Raw genomic sequence first — 20735 nt, forward strand, 5'->3', positions numbered from 1 at the left:
CCCGGCCGCGCCACCACCGCATGCCGCGCCCCCGCCCGGCCCGGCCGCGCCACCACCGCATGCCGCGCCCCCGCCCGGCCCCGCCGCGCCGCCACCGCAGGCCTCTCCGCCACCGCAGGCCTCCGTTCCGCCGCCGGACACCACCGGCCATGTGCCGCTGCCGCCGGGCGGCCCGGTCGCCATGCCGAGCGCGCCACCCGCCGCGGCGGCTCCCGACCCTTCCGGTACGACGCTCGCCGTGCTGCTCATCGGCCCCGCGGGCGCGGGCAAGACCAGCGTCGCCAAGTACTGGGCGGACCACCGCCGCGTGCCCACGGCGCACATCAGCCTCGACGACGTGCGCGAGTGGGTCCGCTCCGGCTTCGCCGACCCGCAGTCCGGGTGGAACGACAACTCCGAGGCGCAGTACCGCCTCGCCCGCCGCACCTGCGGCTTCGCCGCGCGCAACTTCCTGGCCAACGGCATCTCGTGCATCCTCGACGACGCGGTCTTCCCCGACCGGCCGGTCGTCGGCCTCGGCGGCTGGAAGCGTCATGTCGGGCCCGGCCTGCTGCCGGTCGTCCTCCTGCCCGGGCTGGACATCGTCCTCGAACGCAACGCGGAGCGCTCGGGGAACCGGCGGCTGTCGGACGAGGAGGTCGCCCGTATCCACGGCCGGATGGCCGGCTGGTACGGATCGGGTCTGCCGATCATCGACAACTCCCAGCTGGACGTCCCGGAGACGGCGAGGGTCCTGGACGACGTCCTGGCCAGGTCGATAGCGAGCCCACCGCAGTGGTGAACGCCCCGCGGGGGCGCGGGGAACCGCGCACCGAGCCCCCACGCACGCGCGGACGGCACGCCACCCCGAACGGCACCCCCACCCACCCGGACATCCCGGGCACCGCCCACTCGGACGCCCTCGACCGGCGCCGAACCGGCGGACCTCATAGGCTCGGGTCATGTCAGAGGTGTACGCGGCCCGCCGGACGCGTCTGAGGGAATACTGCAACGCGGGCGGCAGCGCGGCGGCGCTGGTCTCCCGCCCCGCCAACGTGCGCTATCTCGCGGGCGCCGCCCCGCACGGCGCCGTCCTGCTGCTCGGCAAGACCGAGGATCTCCTGGTGTGCGGCCCGTCCGCGGACCGCCCGTCACAGGAGCGCCCCGACGAGGCCCTGCGCGTCCAGACCCTGCCCGGAGCCGCCGGCGGCGACCCGGCCGTCGCGGCAGCCGACCTGGCCCAGGGCCAGGGCGCCGACTCCCTCGCCGTCGAGGAGCACCACCTCACCGTGGCCCGGCACAGAGCCCTCGGTTCCGTCGCCCCCCGGCTCCGTCTCGCCGGCCTCGGCGGCGCGGTCGAGCAGCTCAGGGTCGTCAAGGACGAGGAGGAGATCTCCTGCATGCGCATCGGCGCGGAGATCGCCGACCAGGCCCTCGGCGAACTGCTGGAGTCCATCCTCGTCGGCCGCACCGAGCGTCACCTCGCCCTGGAGCTGGAGAGACGCCTGGTCGACCACGGAGCCGACGGACCGGCCTTCCCGACCTCCGTCGCCACGGGGCCGAACGCCGGACGCCCCGGCCACCGCCCCACCGACCGCCGTGTGGAGGAGGGCGACTTCCTCTCCGTCTGCCTCGGTGCGACCTACCGCGGCTACCGCTGCGAGATCGGCCGCACGTTCGTCATCGGCACCGCTCCCGCGGACTGGCAGATCGAGCTGTACGACCTGGTCTTCGCCGCCCAGCGGGCCGGGCGTGAGAGCCTGGTACCCGGCGCCGCCTGCCGGGACGTCGACCGTGCCGCCCGCCAGGTCCTGGACTCCGCGGGGTACACCGAAGGCCTCACGGCCCTGACCGGACACGGTGTGGGGCTCGAAATCGACGAGGACCCTCAGTTGAGTCCCGCGGCCATGGGTAAACTGGACGCTTGCGTGCCGGTCACCGTCGAACCGGGGGTCCACCTCCCGGGCCGGGGCGGTGTCCGGATCGATGACACGCTCGTCGTCCGCCCCGAGGCGGACGGCGGACCCGAGCTACTCACCATCACGACCAAGGAGCTGCTCGCCCTCTAGGAAGGTGCGTGCACCGGGGTCGTACGTCAGTCCAGGAGATTCCGCAACCGTGGCTTCCACGAACGACCTCAAGAACGGCATGGTGCTCAAGCTCGAAGGCGGCCAGCTCTGGTCCGTCGTCGAGTTCCAGCACGTCAAGCCCGGCAAGGGCCCGGCCTTCGTGCGCACCAAGCTCAAGAACGTGCTCTCCGGCAAGGTCGTCGACAAGACCTTCAACGCCGGCGTCAAGGTCGAAACGGCCACCGTCGACAAGCGCGACATGCAGTTCTCCTACATGGACGGCGAGTACTTCGTCTTCATGGACATGGAGACCTACGACCAGCTCATGGTCGACCGCAAGGCCGTCGGCGACGCCGCCAACTTCCTGATCGAGGGCTTCACCGCCACCGTCGCCCAGCACGAGGGCGAGGTGCTCTTCGTCGAGCTGCCCGCCGCCGTCGAGCTCGTCGTCCAGGAGACCGAGCCGGGCGTCCAGGGCGACCGCTCCACCGGTGGCACCAAGCCCGCCACGCTGGAGACCGGCCACCAGATCCAGGTCCCGCTCTTCATCACCACCGGTGAGAAGATCAAGGTCGACACCCGCACCAGCGACTACCTCGGCCGGGTGAACAGCTAACCGTGGCTGCCCGCAACACGGCCCGCAAGCGCGCCTTCCAGATCCTCTTCGAGGGGGACCAGCGCGGCGCCGAGGTCCTGACGGTCCTCGCGGACTGGGTCCGGCTCTCCCGGACGGACACCCGCCAGCCGCCGGTCAGCGAGTACACGATGGCGCTGGTCGAGGGCTACGCGAAGCACGCGAAGCGCATCGACGAGCTGATCGCCCAGTACTCGGTCGGCTGGACGCTGGACCGGATGCCCGTGGTCGACCGCAACATCCTGCGGCTCGGCGCGTACGAGCTGATCTGGGTCGACGGCACCCCGGACGCGGTCGTCCTGGACGAGATGGTGCAGCTCGCCAAGGAGTTCTCCACGGACGAGTCGCCCGCCTTCGTGAACGGCCTGCTCGGCCGGCTGAAGGAGCTCAAGCCGTCACTGCGCCGCGACGAGGCCTGAGCCGCGACGGGGTCTCTAGAGAGGCCGAACAGACGGAACGCCGGAGGGCCCGCAGCAGGAGTGCTGCGGGCCCTCCGGCGTCCCCGCGTACGGCGGGGGCTGCCCGCCTGGCGCAGACGCCGCCGGGGGTGGCTGGAACCCTCTGGTTCCAGCCACCCCCGGCGGCACGTTTCTGCTGGCTCCGCGGGCGGTCCCGCGGAGCGGTCAGCCCTCCTCGTGGGAGGCGACCGCGCGGCGCGCGTCCGCGTCCAGGACGCCCCAGCTGATCAGCTGCTCGGTGAGCACCGAGGGCGACTGGTCGTAGATGACGGCGAGTGTGCGCAGGTCGTCCTGGCGGATCGAGAGCACCTTGCCGTTGTAGTCACCGCGCTGCGACTGGATCGTGGCCGCGTAGCGCTGCAGGGGGCCCGCCTTCTCGGCCGGCACCGTGGCCAGCCGCTCCAGGTCCAGGACCAGCTTCGGCGGCGGCTCGGCGGCGCCGCCCGGGGTCGTGCCCGGGAGCAGCTCCTGCACCGGAACGCCGTAGAAATCCGCCAGCTCGGCAAGGCGCTGCACGGTCACGGCACGGTCGCCGCGCTCGTACGAACCGACCACGACCGCCTTCCAGCGTCCCTGGGACTTCTCCTCGACACCGTGGAGGGAAAGGCCCTGCTGGGTGCGGATCGCCCGGAGCTTGGCCCCGAGCTGTTTGGCGTATTCGCTGGACATATAGCTCCCCGGCACTGTGTCGACGCGTCTGGCGTGGGTGCCAGCCCGCGCGGCTGGTAACTCACTGTGAGGTTACGCAGCGTTACTCTGCCGCGTCAAGCCGAATGGTCCGCACCGACTCTTCCGTGGTATCGGCACCCCGTTGGGCCGAATAGGTGATCCGAGGGGGCCGTCCGGGCGATCGCCGGGGCCTGCTACCGTGGATGGCGCAATCCCGACGTCCTTTAAGGTCCGTCCCGTGAGGCGGAGAAGGAGGTCCGTTTCGTATGGACACGCACGACGCACCGTCCGATGCCCGGCCCGTTCTCGAAGGGCCCGACATCGCGCGGGTACTGACCCGCATCGCCCACGAGATCGTCGAACGCGCCAAGGGCGCCGACGACGTGGTGCTCCTCGGCATCCCGACCCGGGGCGTCTTCCTCGCCCGGCGGATCGCCGACAAGCTGGAGCAGATCACCGAGCGCAAGGTCCCCTGCGGCTCGCTCGACATCACCATGTACCGCGACGACCTGCGCATGCACCCGCCGCGTGCGCTGGCCCGCACCGAGATCCCCGGTGACGGCATCGACGGCAAGCTGGTCGTCCTCGTCGACGACGTGCTCTTCTCCGGCCGCACCATCCGCGCCGCCCTCGACGCCCTGAACGACATCGGGCGCCCGCGCGCGGTGCAGCTCGCCGTGCTCGTCGACCGCGGCCACCGCGAACTGCCCATTCGCGCCGACTACGTCGGCAAGAACCTCCCCACGTCGTTGCGGGAGACGGTCAAGGTCCAGCTCGCCGAGGAGGACGGTCGCGACACCGTGCTGCTCGGTGCCAAGCCGGACGCCCAGTAGCGCCTCGGGCGTACGCCGCTGTCGTACGCCGGCTCAATGCGCGCGCCCGCGCGCCCGTCTGCCCCGAATCTCCCGTTTGAACTGCCTTACGGAGCCTGACAGATGCAGCGTCATCTCATCTCGGCCGCCGACCTCACCCGTGACGACGCCGTCCTGATCCTCGACACCGCCGAGGAGATGGCCCGGGTCGCCGACCGGCCGATCAAGAAGCTGCCGACCCTGCGCGGCCGCACGATCGTCAACCTCTTCTTCGAGGACTCCACCCGCACCCGGATCTCCTTCGAGGCCGCCGAGAAGCGCCTCTCCGCGGACGTCATCAACTTCACCGCCAAGGGCTCCAGCGTCTCCAAGGGCGAGTCCCTGAAGGACACCGCCCAGACCCTGGAGGCCATGGGCGTCGACGCCGTGGTCATCCGGCACGGCGCCTCGGGCGCCCCGTACCGGCTGGCGAACTCCGGCTGGATCGACGCGGTCGTCGTCAACGCCGGCGACGGCACGCACCAGCACCCCACCCAGGCCCTGCTGGACGCCTTCACCATGCGCCGCCGCCTGATCGGCCCGGACGCCGGACTCGGCCAGGACCTCGACGGCCGGCGCATCACCATCGTCGGCGACGTCCTGCACAGCCGGGTCGCCCGCTCCAACGTCGACCTGCTGCACACCCTCGGCGCCGAGGTCACCCTCGTCGCCCCGCCGACGCTGCTGCCCGTCGGCGTCGAGGCCTGGCCCTGCGAGGTCTCCTACGACCTCGACAGCACGCTGACCAAGTCCGACGCGGTGATGATGCTGCGCGTGCAGCGCGAGCGGATGAACGCCGCGTTCTTCCCGACCGAGCGCGAGTACTCCCGCCGCTACGGCCTCGACGGCGACCGCATGGCGCGGATGCCCGAGCACGCCGTCGTGATGCACCCCGGGCCGATGGTCCGCGGCATGGAGATCACCGCCGAGGTCGCCGACTCCGACCGCTGCACCGTCGTCGAGCAGGTCGCCAACGGCGTCTCCATCCGGATGGCCGTCCTGTACCTGCTGCTCGGTGGAAACGAGCCCGCCGTCACCCACCCCCGTACCGAGGAGAAGTAAGACAGATGAGCAAGACCCTGATCCGTGGTGCGAAGGTGCTCGGCGGCGAGCCGCAGGACGTGCTGATCGACGGCGGGACCATCGCCGAGGTGGGTGCCGGTCTGAGCGCCGAGGGCGCCGAGGTCGTCGAGGCCGACGGCAAGGTGCTGCTGCCGGGCCTGGTCGACCTGCACACCCACCTGCGCGAGCCCGGCCGCGAGGACTCCGAGACCGTCCTCACCGGCACCCGGGCCGCGGCCTCCGGCGGCTACACCACCGTCTTCGCCATGGCCAACACCTTCCCCGTCGCCGACACCGCCGGCGTCGTCGAGCAGGTCTGGCGGCTCGGCAAGGAGCACGGCTACTGCGACGTCCAGCCGATCGGCGCCGTCACCGTCGGCCTCGACGGCAGGAAGCTCGCCGAGCTGGGCGCCATGCACGAGTCGGCCGCCGGCGTCACCGTCTTCTCCGACGACGGCAAGTGCGTGCACGACGCCGTGATCATGCGCCGGGCCCTGGAGTACGTGAAGGCCTTCGGCGGCGTCATCGCGCAGCACGCGCAGGAGCCGCGGCTGACCGAGGGCGCCCAGATGAACGAGGGGATCGTCTCCGCCGAGCTGGGACTCGGCGGCTGGCCCGCGGTGGCCGAGGAGTCGATCATCGCCCGGGACGTCCTGCTCGCCGAGCACGTCGGCTCCCGCGTCCACATCTGCCACCTGTCGACCGCCGGGTCCGTCGAGATCGTCCGCTGGGCCAAGTCCCGCGGCATCGCCGTGACCGCCGAGGTCACCCCGCACCACCTGCTCCTCACCGACGAGCTGGTCCGCACGTACAACCCCGTCTACAAGGTCAACCCGCCGCTGCGCACCGAGCGGGACGTGATGGCCCTGCGCGAGGCCCTCGCCGACGGCACGATCGACATCGTCGCCACCGACCACGCCCCGCACCCGCACGAGGACAAGGACTGCGAGTGGGCCGCGGCCGCCATGGGCATGGTCGGGCTGGAGACCGCGCTGTCGGTGGTGCAGGAGACCATGGTCGACACGGGCCTGCTGGACTGGGCCGGCGTCGCCGACCGGATGTCCGTCAAGCCCGCGCAGATCGGACAGGCCACGGGCCACGGCCGCCCCGTCTCGGCAGGTGAGCCCGCCAACCTCACCCTGGTCGACACGGCATACCGTGGACTGGTGGAACCCGCGGGCTTCGCCTCGCGCAGCCGCAACACCCCCTACGAGGGGCGTGAGCTGCCGGGCCGTGTGACGCACACGTGGCTGCGGGGCAAGGCCACGCTCGTCGACGGGAAGCTCACGTGACACCTGTACTCCTGCTGGCCGCCGAGAAGGAATCGGCGGAAGTGACCGACTGGGCCGCCCGCATCGGCTGGGTCGTCGGCCTCGCCCTCTTCGTCGCACTCGTCTACTGGCTGATGCGCGAGGGCTGGAAGTGGCGCGGCACCCTCCAGGGCGACCTGCCCGAGCTGCCCGTCACCCCGGACGACCCGGGCCCGGCACGCCTGACCATGAGCGGCCGGTACCACGGCTCCACCACCGCCGGGCAGTGGCTCGACCGCATCGTCGCCCAGGGCCTGGGCACCCGCAGCCGCGCCGAGCTCACACTGACGGACGCCGGCCTGGACGTCGTACGCCCCGGGGCACAGGACTTCTTCGTCCCGCTGGCACAGCTGCGCGAGGCCCGGCTGGACAAGGGCATCGCCGGCAAGGTGCTCACCGAGGGCGGCCTGCTGGTCGTCACGTGGGCGCACGGCGACCGGGTGATCGACTCCGGCTTCCGCTCCGACCACGCGGCCGAGCACAACGAGTGGGCCGACACCATCAACACCATGATCGAGAAGAACACCAGGGAAGGCGCCGAACGATGACCACCTCCACCAGGGGAGCCGCAAAAACTCCCGCCGTACTCGTCCTGGAGGACGGCCGGGTCTTCCGCGGCCGCGCCTACGGGGCCGTGGGGGAGACCTTCGGCGAAGCGGTGTTCTCCACCGGCATGACCGGCTACCAGGAGACCCTCACCGACCCCTCGTACCACCGCCAGGTCGTGGTGATGACCGCCCCGCACATCGGCAACACGGGCGTCAACGACGAGGACATGGAGTCCAAGCGCATCTGGGTCTCCGGCTATGTCGTGCGCGACCCCGCGCGGGTGCCGTCCAGCTGGCGCTCCCGGCGCACGCTGGACGAGGAGCTGGCCGCGCAGGGCGTCGTCGGGATCTCCGGCGTCGACACCCGCGCCCTCACCCGCCACCTGCGCGAGCGCGGCGCCATGCGCGTCGGCATCTTCAGCGGCGAGGCCGTCCGCGACGACGCGGCGCTCCTCGCGCGCGTGCAGGAAGCCCCGCAGATGAAGGGCGCGAACCTCTCCGCCGAGGTCGCCACCACCGAGCCCTACGTCGTGCCCGCGATCGGCGAGAAGAAGTTCACCGTCGCCGCGGTCGACCTCGGCATCAAGGGCATGACCCCGCACCGCATGGCCGAGCGCGGCATCGAGGTGCACGTGCTCCCGGCCACCGCCACCGTCGAGGACGTCTACGCGGTGAACCCGGACGGCGTGTTCTTCTCCAACGGCCCGGGCGACCCGGCCACCGCCGACCTCCCCGTCTCCGTGATGCAGGGCGTCCTGGAGCGCGGCACCCCGCTGTTCGGCATCTGCTTCGGCAACCAGATCCTCGGCCGCGCCCTCGGCTTCGGCACCTACAAGCTGAAGTACGGCCACCGCGGCATCAACCAGCCGGTGCAGGACCGCACGACCGGCAAGGTCGAGGTCACCGCGCACAACCACGGCTTCGCCGTCGACGCCCCGCTCGACCAGGTCTCCGAGACCCCGTTCGGCCGCGCCGAGGTGTCGCACGTCTGCCTGAACGACAACGTGGTGGAAGGGCTCCAGCTCCTCGACCGCCCCGCCTTCAGCGTCCAGTACCACCCCGAAGCGGCAGCGGGCCCGCACGACGCCGCCTACCTGTTCGACCGCTTCGTTTCCCTGATGGAGGGCCAGCGTGCCTAAGCGCACCGATATCCAGTCCGTCCTGGTCATCGGCTCCGGCCCGATCGTCATCGGCCAGGCCGCCGAGTTCGACTACTCCGGCACCCAGGCGTGCCGCGTCCTGAAGTCCGAGGGCCTCAGGGTCGTCCTGGTGAACTCCAACCCGGCGACGATCATGACCGACCCGGAGATCGCCGACGCCACCTACGTCGAGCCGATCACCCCCGAGTTCGTCGAGAAGATCATCGCCAAGGAGCGCCCCGACGCGCTGCTGCCCACCCTGGGCGGCCAGACGGCCCTGAACACCGCCATCTCGCTGCACGAGAACGGCGTCCTCGACAAGTACGGCGTCGAGCTGATCGGCGCCAACGTGCAGGCGATCCACAAGGGCGAGGACCGCGACCTGTTCAAGGAGGTCGTGGAGGAGGTCCGCAAGAAGATCGGCCACGGCGAGTCCGCCCGGTCCTACATCTGCCACTCCATGGACGACGTCCTCAAGGGCGTCGAGGAGCTCGGCGGCTACCCGGTCGTCGTCCGCCCCTCCTTCACCATGGGAGGCGCCGGCTCCGGCTTCGCCCACGACGAGGAGGAGCTGCGCCGCATCGCCGGCCAGGGCCTCACGCTCTCCCCGACCACCGAGGTGCTCCTGGAGGAGTCCATCCTCGGCTGGAAGGAGTACGAGCTGGAGCTGATGCGCGACAAGCACGACAACGTCGTGGTCGTCTGCTCCATCGAGAACTTCGACCCGATGGGCGTGCACACCGGCGACTCCATCACCGTCGCGCCCGCGATGACGCTGACCGACCGCGAGTACCAGGTGCTGCGCGACGTCGGCATCGCGATCATCCGCGAGGTCGGCGTCGACACCGGCGGCTGCAACATCCAGTTCGCGGTGAACCCCGAGGACGGCCGGGTCATCGTCATCGAGATGAACCCGCGCGTCTCCCGCTCCTCGGCCCTCGCCTCCAAGGCGACCGGCTTCCCGATCGCCAAGATCGCCGCCAAGCTGGCCGTCGGCTACACGCTGGACGAGATCCCGAACGACATCACCCAGGAGACCCCGGCCTCCTTCGAGCCGACGCTCGACTACGTGGTCGTGAAGGCCCCGCGCTTCGCCTTCGAGAAGTTCCCCAGCGCCGACTCCACCCTCACCACCACCATGAAGTCGGTCGGCGAGGCCATGGCCATCGGGCGCAACTTCACCGAGGCCTTCCAGAAGGCCCTGCGGTCGCTGGAGAAGAAGGGCAGCCAGTTCACCTTCGTCGGCGAGCCGGGCGACAAGACGCAGCTGCTGGAGCAGGCCGTCCGCCCCACCGACGGCCGCATCAACACCGTCATGCAGGCCATCCGCGCGGGCGCCACGCCCGAGGAGGTCTTCGACTACACGAAGATCGACCCCTGGTTCGTCGACCAGCTCTTCCTGATCAAGGAGATCGCCGACGAACTGGCCGAGGCACCCGAGCTCACCGCCGACCTGCTCGCCGAGGCCAAGCGGCACGGCTTCTCCGACCAGCAGATCGGCGAGATCCGCCGCCTGCGCGAGGACGTCGTCCGCGAGGTGCGGCACGCGCTCGGGATCCGCCCGGTCTACAAGACGGTCGACACCTGCGCCGCCGAGTTCGCCGCGAAGACGCCGTACTTCTACTCCTCCTACGACGAGGAGACGGAGGTCGCCCCCCGGACCAAGCCCGCCGTCATCATCCTGGGCTCCGGCCCGAACCGCATCGGCCAGGGCATCGAGTTCGACTACTCCTGCGTCCACGCCTCCTTCGCCCTGAGCGACGCGGGCTACGAGACCGTGATGGTCAACTGCAACCCGGAGACCGTCTCCACCGACTACGACACCTCCGACCGCCTGTACTTCGAGCCGCTGACGCTGGAGGACGTGCTGGAGATCGTGCACGCCGAGCAGCAGGCCGGACCGGTCGCGGGCGTCGTCGTGCAGCTCGGCGGCCAGACCCCGCTGGGCCTGTCGCAGGCGCTGAAGGACAACGGCGTGCCGATCGTCGGCACCTCCCCGGAGGCCATCCACGCCGCCGAGGACCGGGGCGCCTTCGGCCAGGTCCTCAAGGAGGCCGGCCTCCCGGCCCCCAAGCACGGCACCGCCACCACCTTCGCCGAGGCCAAGGCCATCGCCGACGAGATCGGCTACCCGGTCCTGGTGCGCCCCTCGTACGTGCTCGGCGGGCGCGGCATGGAGATCGTCTACGACGAAACCCGGCTGGAGTCCTACATCGCCGAGTCCACCGAGATCAGCCCCTCCCGGCCGGTCCTGGTCGACCGCTTCCTCGACGACGCCATCGAGATCGACGTCGACGCCCTCTACGACGGCGAGGAGCTGTACCTCGGCGGCGTCATGGAGCACATCGAGGAGGCCGGCATCCACTCCGGCGACTCGGCGTGCGCCCTGCCCCCGATCACCCTCGGCGGCTTCGACATCAAGCGGCTGCGCGCCTCTACGGAGGGCATCGCCAAGGGCGTCGGCGTACGCGGCCTGATCAACATCCAGTTCGCGCTCGCGGGCGACATCCTCTACGTGCTGGAAGCCAACCCGCGCGCGTCCCGGACCGTCCCCTTCACCTCGAAGGCGACGGCGGTGCCGCTGGCCAAGGCCGCCGCCCGGATCTCGCTGGGCGCGACCATCGCCGAGCTGCGCGAGGAGGGGCTGCTGCCGAAGAACGGCGACGGCGGCGAGCTGCCGCTGGACGCGCCGATCTCCGTCAAGGAGGCCGTCATGCCGTGGTCGCGCTTCCGCGACATCCACGGCCGCGGCGTCGACACGGTCCTCGGCCCGGAGATGCGCTCCACCGGCGAGGTCATGGGTATCGACTCCGTCTTCGGCACGGCCTACGCCAAGTCGCAGGCGGGCGCCTACGGCCCGCTGCCCACCAAGGGCCGCGCGTTCATCTCGGTCGCCAACCGCGACAAGCGCTCGATGATCTTCCCGGCCCGCGAGCTGGTCGCCCACGGCTTCGAGCTGCTGGCCACCTCCGGGACGGCCGAGGTCCTCAAGCGCAACGGCATCAACGCCACGGTCGTGCGCAAGCAGTCCGAGGGCGTGGGCCCGAACGGCGAGAAGACCATCGTCCAGCTCATCCACGACGGCGAGGTCGACCTCATCGTCAACACCCCGTACGGCACCGGCGGCCGCCTCGACGGCTACGACATCCGTACGGCGGCCGTGGCGCGCTCCGTGCCGTGCCTGACCACGGTCCAGGCGCTCGCCGCGGCGGTCCAGGGCATCGACGCCCTCAACCGCGGTGACGTGAGCGTCCGCTCGCTCCAGGAACACGCGGAACACCTGACCGCGGCCCGCGACTAGCAGCCCCGAGGGGGACACCGGAAACGGTGTCCCCCTCTTCGTGAGGACGCCACGTCCTCGTGAGGACACCATGTACAAGATCTTCTTCCGTCTCGTCTTCAAGCGGCTGGATGCGGAGCAGGCCCACCACCTGGCCTTCCGCTGGATCCGCCTGGCCGCCCGCGTGCCCGTGCTGCGCACCTTCCTCGCGGCCGCCCTCGCGCCCCGCCACAAGGAGCTGCGCACCGAGGCCCTCGGCCTGCGCATGCACGGCCCCTTCGGGCTCGCGGCCGGCTTCGACAAGAACGCCGTCGGCGTCGACGGCATGGCCATGCTCGGCTTCGACCACGTCGAGATCGGCACGGTGACCGGCGAGCCGCAGCCCGGCAACCCCAAGAAGCGGCTGTTCCGCCTGGTCGAGGACCGGGCGCTGATCAACCGCATGGGCTTCAACAACGACGGCTCCCTGCGTGTCGCCGCCCGCCTGGCCTCCCGGACGCCCGTCTTCCGGACCGTCGTGGGCGTCAACATCGGCAAGACCAAGGCCGTACCCGAGGAGGAGGCCGTCGCGGACTACGTGAAGTCCGCCGAGCGGCTCGCGCCCTACGCCGACTACCTGGTGGTCAACGTCTCCTCCCCGAACACGCCCGGGCTGCGCGACCTCCAGGCCACCGAGGCCCTGCGCCCCCTGCTGAGCGCCGTCCGCGAGGCCGCCGACCGCACGGTGCCCGCGCGGCGCGTCCCGCTGCTGGTGAAGATCGCCCCGGACCTCGCCGACGAGGACGTCGACGCCGTCGCCGACCTCGCCGTGGAACTGGGCCTGGACGGCATCATCGCCACGAACACCACCATCGCGCGGGACGGACTCGGCCTGGCCTCCGACCCGGCGCTGGTCAAGGAGACCGGCGGCCTGTCCGGCGCGCCCCTGAAGGAGCGCTCCCTGGAGGTCCTGCGCCGCCTCTACGCGCGCGTGGGCGACCGCATCACCCTGGTGGGCGTCGGCGGCGTCGAGAACGCCGAGGACGCCTGGCAGCGCATCCTGGCCGGTGCCACCTTGGTCCAGGGCTACAGCGCCTTCGTTTACGAGGGGCCCTTCTACGCCCGCGCGATCCACAAGGGGCTCGCCGCGCGCCTGCGCACCAGCCCGTACGCCACGCTCGCCGACGCGGTGGGCGCCGACGTGAGGAAGACGGCATGAGTGGTCTGGAACCCTTCGGCGCGCGCCTGCGCCGGGCGATGGACGAGCGCGGTCCGCTGTGCGTGGGCATCGACCCGCACGCCTCCCTGCTCGCCGAGTGGGGCCTGAACGACGACGTGGCGGGCCTGGAGCGGTTCAGCCGCACGGTCGTCGAGGCGGTCGCCGACCGGGTCGCCGTGCTCAAGCCGCAGAGCGCGTTCTTCGAGCGCTTCGGCTCGCGCGGCGTCGCGGTCCTGGAGCAGTCCGTCGCCGAGGCCCGGGCGGCGGGCGCGCTGGTCGTGATGGACGCCAAGCGGGGCGACATCGGCTCCACCATGGCGGCCTACGCCGAGTCCTTCCTGCACAAGGACGCGCCGCTGTTCTCCGACGCGCTGACCGTCTCGCCCTACCTCGGCTACGGCTCGCTCGCCCCGGCGGTCGCGCTGGCCCGGGAGAGCGGCGCGGGCCTGTTCGTGCTGGCGCTGACGTCCAACCCGGAGGGCGGCGAGGTGCAGCACGCCGTGCGCCCCGACGGCCGGAACGTCGGAGCGACGATGCTGGCGCACCTGGCCGCCGAGAACACGGGGGAGCAGCCCCTGGGCTCCTTCGGGGCGGTCGTCGGCGCCACCCTCGGTGATCTCTCGACGTACGACCTCGCCATCAACGGACCGCTCCTCGCGCCCGGCATCGGCGCCCAGGGGGCGACGCCGGCGGATCTGCCCCGGGTCTTCGGGGCGGCCGTGGGCAACGTCGTGCCGAACGTCAGCCGGGGCGTGCTGCGCCACGGTCCCGACGTGGTCGCTCTGCGTGACGCCGCGGCACGCTGCGCGGACGACATCCGGCAGGCCGTGACGTCCTCCTGAGGCGGTCCAGACCATACCGCGAGACCTCCGATGAGTGGTCCGGGGGGCCTCTGAGTCTGAATACATCCTCAAATCCGGGGCAGTATGTCCTAAATGTCCGTTCAGGTGAAGGCTGACCAGGACTTTTCCGCTGTTCTCGCTGACTCTGGCGCACTTGCCCGCTAGTCTCCGACGAGAGAGCGGGCAAGCGTGTGTTGCTCGTGGCTCCCCAGGTGTGGGGCGACTAGGTTCCTCACCGGTCCGTATCCGACAGTTCGACATCCGAGGTGACGTAGGCGTGGCTCTTCCGCCCCTTACCCCTGAACAGCGCGCAGCCGCGCTCGAAAAGGCCGCCGCGGCTCGCCGGGAGCGGGCCGAGGTCAAGAATCGACTCAAGCACTCCGGCGCCTCCCTCCACGAGGTCATCAAGCAGGGCCAGGAGAACGACGTCATCGGCAAGATGAAGGTCTCCGCCCTGCTGGAGTCCCTGCCGGGCGTGGGCAAGGTCCGCGCCAAGCAGATCATGGAGCGACTGGGCATCTCCGAGAGCCGCCGCGTGCGCGGTCTCGGTTCCAACCAGATCGCCTCCCTGGAGCGCGAGTTCGGCAGCACCGGTTCCTGAACCGGTCACTCCGGGGAAGCGAGTAACGGGCACTCCGGGATTGCTGGATAATCGCTGCATGGCTGCAACACCCCGGGGGACGACCCCCGTGCCCCCGGACGTACGTCCGCGGCTGACCGTGCTCTCCGGCCCCTCCGGGGTCGGCAAGAGCACGGTCGTCGCTCATATGCGCAAGGAACACCCCGAGGTCTGGCTCTCGGTGTCGGCGACGACCCGCAAGCCGCGCCCCGGCGAGCAGCACGGCGTCCACTACTTCTTCGTCACGGACGACGAGATGGACAAGCTGATCGCCAACGGCGAGCTGCTGGAGTGGGCCGAGTTCGCCGGCAACCGCTACGGCACGCCGCGTGCGGCCGTGGCGGAGCGCCTGGAGAAGGGCGAGTCCGTCCTGCTGGAGATCGACCTGCAGGGCGCCCGGCTGGTCCGCGAGTCGATGCCCGAGGCCCAGCTGGTGTTCCTGGCCCCTCCCTCCTGGGAGGAGCTCGTGCGCAGGCTCACCGGGCGGGGCACCGAACCGCCCGAGGTGATCGAGCGCAGGCTGGAGGCCGCCAAGATCGAGCTTGCCGCCGAACCGGAGTTCGACACGACGCTGGTCAACACCTCCGTCGAGGACGTGGCGCGCGAGCTGCTAGCCTTGATGAACGTCGTGTGACCATCGCTGGCCGATCCGGTCCTCGCTGATCATCCCGACAGAATCTTTCCCATCCATCGGAAGGTAGAGCGTGTCCTCTTCCATCTCCGCGCCCGAGGGCATCATCAACCCGCCGATCGACGAGCTCCTCGAGGCCACCGACTCGAAGTACAGCCTCGTGATCTACGCGGCCAAGCGGGCCCGCCAGATCAACGCGTACTACTCGCAGCTCGGCGAGGGTCTCCTCGAGTACGTCGGTCCTCTCGTCGACACCCACGTCCACGAGAAGCCGCTCTCGATCGCCCTTCGCGAGATCAACGCGGGGCTGCTCACGTCCGAGGCCGTCGAAGGCCCGGCGCAGTAAGTAGTATTTGCAGCTTGACGCTGACTTTTCCACAGGCCCGGCAGGCCGACTGCCGGGCCTGTGGTGTGTCATGGAGTCGTACGGTGGGCCGGTCGCCGAGGTCCGGGGAGAGACGGGGAGAGACGTGGACAAGCCGAAGGTCGTTCTGGGGGTCAGCGGCGGCATCGCCGCGTACAAGGCCTGTGAGCTGCTGCGGCGGCTGACGGAGTCGGGTCACGACGTGCGCGTGGTGCCCACCGCGTCCGCGCTGCACTTCGTCGGTGCCGCGACCTGGTCCGCGCTCTCCGGCAAGCCGGTCTCCACCGAGGTCTGGGACGACGTGCACGAGGTGCCGCACGTCCGCATCGGGCAGCAGGCCGACCTGGTCGTCGTCGCCCCGGCCACCACCGACCTGCTCGCCAAGGCGGCCCACGGCCTCGCTGACGACCTCCTCACCAACACCCTGCTCACCGCCCGCTGTCCGGTCGTCTTCGCCCCCGCCATGCACACCGAGATGTGGGAGCACCCGGCCACCCGGGAGAACGTGGCAACGCTGCGCCGCCGCGGCGCCGTCGTCATCGAGCCCGCCGTGGGCCGCCTGACCGGCGTGGACACCGGCAAGGGCCGGCTGCCCGACCCGGCCGAGATCTTCGAGGTGTGCCGCCGCGTGCTCGCCCGGGGCGTCCGCGAGCCGGACCTCACCGGCCGGCACGTCGTCGTCAGCGCCGGAGGCACCCGCGAGCCCCTGGACCCGGTCCGCTTCCTCGGCAACCGCTCCTCCGGCAAGCAGGGCTACGCCCTCGCCCGCACCGCCGCCGCCCGGGGCGCCCGCGTCACGCTGATCGCGGCCAACAGCGCCCTGCCGGACCCGGCCGGGGTGGACGTCGTTTCCGTGGGCACGGCCGTCCAGCTGCGCGAAGCGGTGCTGGAGGCCGCCTCCGACGCCGACGCCGTGGTCATGGCGGCGGCGGTCGCCGACTTCCGCCCCGCCGTCTACGCGGCCGGGAAGATCAAGAAGAAGGACGACCGGGAGCCGGAGCCGATCACGCTGGTGCGCAATCCGGACATCCTCGCGGAGATCTCCGCCGAGCGGGCCCGCGCCGGACAGGTCGTCGTCGGCTTCGCCGCGGAGACCGACGACGTCCTCGCCAACGGCCGGGCCAAGCTGAAGCGCAAGGGCTGCGACCTGCTCGTGGTCAACGAAGTGGGGGAGCGCAAGACGTTCGGCTCCGAGGAGAACGAGGCCGTCGTGCTCGGTGCCGACGGCAGCGAGACGCCCGTGGCGCACGGACCGAAGGAAGCCCTGGCCGAAACCGTGTGGGACCTGGTCGCCGAGCGCCTGCGCTGATGTTTCCGGAGCTTCGCGGCCCTGTGAAACCCGGCCAGTCGGGGCGTGGCGCCTCTGGTCAAGCTCGCTCGGCATTGGGCAGAATGCCCGTGCCGCAGGTCACAGCACTCCCGAGTGGCGAGACGGGGGGACCGTGTCCGAAGCGTGACCCGTAAACTGTTCCACGGACGGCGCCGGGTGCAGCCCCCGCCGTCCGCCAATGATCAGCCAGCAGCCGCTGCAACCCCAGGGAGCGTTGTGTCCCGTCGTCTGTTCACCTCGGAGTCCGTGACCGAGGGTCACCCCGACAAGATCGCTGACCAGATCAGCGACACCATTCTCGACGCGCTCCTGCGTGAGGACCCGACCTCCCGGGTCGCCGTCGAGACTCTGATCACGACCGGCCTGGTGCACGTGGCCGGTGAGGTCACCACCAAGACGTACGCGGACATCGCGACGCTGGTCCGGAGCAAGATCCTCGAAATCGGCTACGACTCCTCGAAGAAGGGCTTCGACGGCGCCTCCTGCGGCGTCTCGGTGTCCATCGGCGCCCAGTCGCCCGACATCGCCCAGGGTGTGGACACGGCGTACGAGTCCCGGGTCGAGGGCGACGAGGACGAGCTCGACAAGCAGGGCGCGGGCGACCAGGGCCTGATGTTCGGCTACGCGACGGACGAGACGCCGACGCTGATGCCGCTGCCGATCTTCCTGGCCCACCGCCTGTCCAAGCGCCTGTCCGACGTGCGCAAGAACGGCACGATCCCCTACCTGCGCCCGGACGGCAAGACGCAGGTCACCATCGAGTACGACGGCGACAAGGCGGTCCGCCTGGACACCGTCGTCGTCTCCTCGCAGCACGCCTCCGACATCGACCTCGACTCGCTGCTGGCTCCCGACATCAAGGAGTTCGTCGTCGAGCCGGAGCTGAAGGCGCTCCTGGACGAGGGCATCAAGCTCGACACGGAGAACTACCGCCTGCTGGTCAACCCCACCGGCCGCTTCGAGATCGGCGGCCCCATGGGCGACGCCGGCCTCACCGGCCGCAAGATCATCATCGACACCTACGGCGGCATGGCCCGCCACGGCGGCGGCGCCTTCTCCGGCAAGGACCCGTCCAAGGTCGACCGCTCCGCCGCGTACGCGATGCGCTGGGTCGCCAAGAACGTGGTCGCCGCGGGCCTCGCCACCCGCTGCGAGGTCCAGGTCGCGTACGCGATCGGCAAGGCCGAGCCGGTCGGTCTGTTCGTCGAGACCTTCGGCACCGCCAAGGTCGACACGGACCGGATCGAGAAGGCGATCGACGAGGTCTTCGACCTCCGCCCGGCCGCCATCATCCGCGACCTCGACCTGCTCCGGCCGATCTACTCCCAGACGGCGGCGTACGGCCACTTCGGCCGTGAGCTGCCCGACTTCACCTGGGAGCGCACGGACCGCGTGGACGCGCTGCGCAAGGCGGCGGGGCTGTAACGAGCCCCCAGGCCTGAGGCCCGGTTCCCCTCGGGGGCCGGGCCTTCGCCCTGTCCCGAGCCCTTCCCGGGCGCCGCCGGATGTCAGTGGTGTTTGGTAAGAATGCAAGCGTGAGCAGCGAGAACGGACAGGCGGACGGCGGTGCGGAGGGTGCGCCGCCCGAGCAGCTCGCGCTCATCCGGGAGAGCGTGCGCAAGGCGCAGACGCCCCGGGCCAAGCCGCGGACGTGGCGGGGCGCCGCGCTCGCCAAGGAGCTGCCCGTCGCCCGGGTGCTCGTCGACAAGGGCGTGCTCCACCTCGACCGGTACTTCGACTACGCGGTCCCCGAGGAACTGGACGAGCAGGCCCAGCCGGGCGTGCGGGTGCGGGTCCGGTTCGGGGCCGGGCGCCACCGGGTGCGGGAGGGGCGCCGGGAGGGTGGCGGCCTGATCGACGGGTTCCTCGTCGAGCGGCTGCCCGAGTCCGACTACTCCGGGCCGCTGGCCGCCCTCGCCCAGGTCGTGTCGCCCGAGCGGGTGCTGAGCGAGGAGTTGCTGGGGCTGGCCCGGGCGGTCGCCGACCGCTACGCGGGCAGTCTCGCCGACGTCCTGCAGCTCGCCGTGCCGCCGCGCAACGCACGGGCCGAGCAGCGCGCGTCCCCAGAGCCCCTGCCCCCGCCGCCGGCGCCCGGGGCTGGGTCCTGGCAGCGGTACGAGCGGGGAGCGGCCTTCCTGGAGTCGCTGGCCTCGGGCGGCGCCCCCCGGGCCGTGTGGAACGCGCTGCCGGGCCCGCAGTGGAGCGAGGAGCTGGCCCGGGCCGTCGCGGCGACGCTGGCCTCCGGCCGTGGGGCGCTCGTCGTCCTGCCCGACGGACGGGCCGTCGCCCGGGCCGACGCCGCGCTGACGGCCCTGCTGGGGGAGGGGCGGCACGCGGTGCTCACCGCCGACGCCGGCCCCGAGAAGCGGTACGCGCAGTGGCTCGCGGTGCGGCGGGGCTCCGTACGGGCCGTGATCGGCACCCGGGCCGCGATGTTCGCGCCGGTCCAGGACCTCGGGCTGGTCGCCCTCTGGGACGACGGGGACGACAGCCACAGCGAGCAGCACGCCCCGCAGCCGCACGCCCGCGAGGTGCTCCTGCTGCGGGCCGCCCAGGACAAGTGCGGCTTCCTGCTGGGCAGCTGGGCCTGCACGGTGGAGGCCGCGCAGCTCGTCGAGAGCGGCTGGGCGCGGCCGCTCGTCGCCGGGCGGGACCAGGTGCGCGCCGCCGCCCCGCTGGTACGGACCGTCGGGGACGGCGATCTCGCGCGGGACGAGGCCGCCCGGGCCGCCCGGCTGCCGACCCTGGCCTGGCAGGCCGTCCGGGAGGGCCTGCGGCAGGGGCCGGTGCTGGTCCAGGTGCCGCGCCGGGGATACGTGCCGCGCATGGCCTGTGCCGGCTGCCGGGCTCCCGCCCGGTGCCGGCACTGCTCGGGGCCGTTGGAGGCGCCGGACGGCGGTGCCCTGTGCTGCGCCTGGTGCGGCCGCGCGGAGGAGAGCTGGCACTGCCCGGAGTGCGGGTCCTTCCGGCTGCGCGCCACGGTGGTGGGGGCGCGGCGGACGGCCGAGGAGCTGGGCCGGGCCTTCCCGGCGGTGCCGGTGCGCACCTCCGGGCGCGAGCATGTGCTGGACACGGTGCCTGGGGCGCCCGCGCTGGTGGTGAGCACGCCGGGCGCGGAACCCGTCGCCGAGGGCGGTTACGCGGCGGCGCTGCTGCTGGACGGCTGGGCCATGCTCGGGCGGCCCGATCTGCGGGCCGGTGAGGACGCCCTCCGGCGGTGGATCGCGGCCGCTTCGCTGGTCCGGCCGCAGTCCGCGGGCGGCACGGTGGTGGTCGTGGCCGAGCCGACGCTGCGGCCGGTGCAGGCGCTGGTCCGGTGGGACCCCGTCGGGCACGCGGTGCGGGAACTGGCCGAGCGGGCCGAACTGGGCTTCCCGCCGGTGTCCCGGATGGCGGCCGTGTCGGGTCCGCCGGAGGCCGTCGCCGACTTCCTCCGTACGGCCGCACTGCCGCCGGAGGCCGAGGTGCTGGGGCCGGTGCCGCTGCCCGTCACCACGGCCGGGCGTCCCCGTCGGACCGGGGCCCCGCCGCCGGGGGAGCAGTGGGAGCGGGCGCTGGTGCGGGTGCCGCCCGGGCGGGGAGCGGCGCTGGCCGCCTCGCTGAAGGCCGCGCAGGCCGCGCGGATGGCCCGGGGGAGCGCGGGTGGGAGCGGCGCGGGAGCCGCGGTCTGGGTGCGGATCGATCCGGCCGACATCGGCTGACCGGCCGGCCGCTCGAAGACGCCGTCCGGGAGCCCGGCCGCGTCGCCCGGA

Annotated in this window: 19 protein-coding genes; 18 read left to right on the forward strand and 1 reads right to left on the reverse strand. The window is 71.8% G+C overall.

Going from position 1 to position 20735, the window contains the following annotated elements:
* The 4 genes from CHR28_RS27100 to nusB all read left to right on the forward strand — a co-directional run.
* Positions 1-781, forward strand: a 781-nt coding sequence (locus CHR28_RS27100) for an AAA family ATPase (protein WP_179272577.1), incomplete at its 5' end; no start/stop codon positions are given.
* Positions 782-941: 160 nt separating this feature from the next.
* Entirely contained in the window at positions 942-2048 is a 1107-nt protein-coding gene (locus tag CHR28_RS27105) for an aminopeptidase P family protein (RefSeq protein ID WP_094056323.1), read from the forward strand.
* Positions 2049-2097: 49 nt separating this feature from the next.
* Positions 2098-2664, forward strand: coding sequence for an elongation factor P (efp, locus tag CHR28_RS27110; protein WP_031486831.1), 567 nt, complete (start codon positions 2098-2100; stop codon positions 2662-2664).
* 2 nt (positions 2665-2666) lie between these two features.
* Positions 2667-3101: a transcription antitermination factor NusB gene (nusB, locus tag CHR28_RS27115; RefSeq protein ID WP_094056324.1), complete on the forward strand. Its 435-nt coding sequence runs from the start codon at positions 2667-2669 to the stop codon at positions 3099-3101.
* A gap of 204 nt (positions 3102-3305) precedes the next feature.
* Here nusB and bldD read toward each other — a convergent pair whose 3' ends face one another.
* Positions 3306-3809 (reverse strand): transcriptional regulator BldD, encoded by a 504-nt coding sequence (gene bldD, locus CHR28_RS27120; protein ID WP_030166512.1) that lies wholly within the window; start codon positions 3807-3809, stop codon positions 3306-3308.
* Between the two features lie 266 nt (positions 3810-4075).
* Here bldD and pyrR point away from each other — a divergent pair, with 266 nt between their 5' ends.
* The 14 genes from pyrR (at position 4076) to CHR28_RS27190 (ending at position 20684) form a co-directional block, all read left to right on the forward strand.
* Complete coding sequence (gene pyrR / locus CHR28_RS27125) at positions 4076-4642, forward strand: bifunctional pyr operon transcriptional regulator/uracil phosphoribosyltransferase PyrR (RefSeq protein ID WP_094056325.1); 567 nt, start codon at positions 4076-4078, stop codon at positions 4640-4642.
* Between the two features lie 102 nt (positions 4643-4744).
* On the forward strand, positions 4745-5722 hold the full coding sequence (locus CHR28_RS27130) for an aspartate carbamoyltransferase catalytic subunit (protein WP_094056326.1): 978 nt from the start codon (positions 4745-4747) through the stop codon (positions 5720-5722).
* A 5-nt stretch (positions 5723-5727) separates the two neighbouring features.
* Complete coding sequence (locus CHR28_RS27135) at positions 5728-7014, forward strand: dihydroorotase (protein WP_094056327.1); 1287 nt, start codon at positions 5728-5730, stop codon at positions 7012-7014.
* Positions 7011-7580 carry a PH-like domain-containing protein gene (locus CHR28_RS27140; protein WP_094056328.1) on the forward strand — a complete coding sequence of 190 codons (570 nt, stop codon included), beginning with the start codon at positions 7011-7013 and terminating at the stop codon, positions 7578-7580. Before CHR28_RS27135 ends, CHR28_RS27140 begins: the two co-directional genes overlap by 4 nt.
* Positions 7577-8719 carry a glutamine-hydrolyzing carbamoyl-phosphate synthase small subunit gene (carA, locus tag CHR28_RS27145; RefSeq protein ID WP_094056329.1) on the forward strand — a complete coding sequence of 381 codons (1143 nt, stop codon included), beginning with the start codon at positions 7577-7579 and terminating at the stop codon, positions 8717-8719. Before CHR28_RS27140 ends, carA begins: the two co-directional genes overlap by 4 nt.
* Entirely contained in the window at positions 8712-12020 is a 3309-nt protein-coding gene (gene carB / locus CHR28_RS27150) for a carbamoyl-phosphate synthase large subunit (protein WP_094056330.1), read from the forward strand. Before carA ends, carB begins: the two co-directional genes overlap by 8 nt.
* Positions 12021-12090: 70 nt before the next feature.
* Positions 12091-13197 carry a quinone-dependent dihydroorotate dehydrogenase gene (locus CHR28_RS27155; protein WP_094056331.1) on the forward strand — a complete coding sequence of 369 codons (1107 nt, stop codon included), beginning with the start codon at positions 12091-12093 and terminating at the stop codon, positions 13195-13197.
* Entirely contained in the window at positions 13194-14039 is an 846-nt protein-coding gene (pyrF, locus tag CHR28_RS27160; protein WP_179272578.1) for an orotidine-5'-phosphate decarboxylase, read from the forward strand. The genes CHR28_RS27155 and pyrF overlap by 4 nt, the downstream gene beginning before the upstream one ends.
* A gap of 277 nt (positions 14040-14316) precedes the next feature.
* The gene (locus tag CHR28_RS27165) at positions 14317-14640 is read left to right on the forward strand and encodes an integration host factor (protein WP_003977346.1); all 324 of its coding nucleotides are present in this window, start codon (positions 14317-14319) and stop codon (positions 14638-14640) included.
* Between the two features lie 58 nt (positions 14641-14698).
* The gene (gene gmk / locus CHR28_RS27170; protein WP_094056332.1) at positions 14699-15292 is read left to right on the forward strand and encodes a guanylate kinase; all 594 of its coding nucleotides are present in this window, start codon (positions 14699-14701) and stop codon (positions 15290-15292) included.
* 70 nt (positions 15293-15362) lie between these two features.
* Positions 15363-15635, forward strand: a complete 273-nt coding sequence (gene rpoZ / locus CHR28_RS27175; RefSeq protein ID WP_003988945.1) for a DNA-directed RNA polymerase subunit omega — start codon at positions 15363-15365, stop codon at positions 15633-15635.
* Positions 15636-15759: 124 nt separating this feature from the next.
* The gene (gene coaBC, locus CHR28_RS27180; protein WP_094056333.1) at positions 15760-16962 is read left to right on the forward strand and encodes a bifunctional phosphopantothenoylcysteine decarboxylase/phosphopantothenate--cysteine ligase CoaBC; all 1203 of its coding nucleotides are present in this window, start codon (positions 15760-15762) and stop codon (positions 16960-16962) included.
* Positions 16963-17199: 237 nt separating this feature from the next.
* Positions 17200-18408, forward strand: a complete 1209-nt coding sequence (metK, locus tag CHR28_RS27185; protein ID WP_094056334.1) for a methionine adenosyltransferase — start codon at positions 17200-17202, stop codon at positions 18406-18408.
* A 110-nt stretch (positions 18409-18518) separates the two neighbouring features.
* Positions 18519-20684, forward strand: a complete 2166-nt coding sequence (locus tag CHR28_RS27190; protein ID WP_094056335.1) for a primosomal protein N' — start codon at positions 18519-18521, stop codon at positions 20682-20684.
* The last annotated feature ends 51 nt before the right edge of the window (positions 20685-20735 follow it).

The organism is Streptomyces sp. XY006 (genome assembly GCF_002237655.1).
In the GTDB taxonomy this organism is placed as follows: Bacteria; Actinomycetota; Actinomycetes; order Streptomycetales; family Streptomycetaceae; genus Streptomyces; species Streptomyces levis.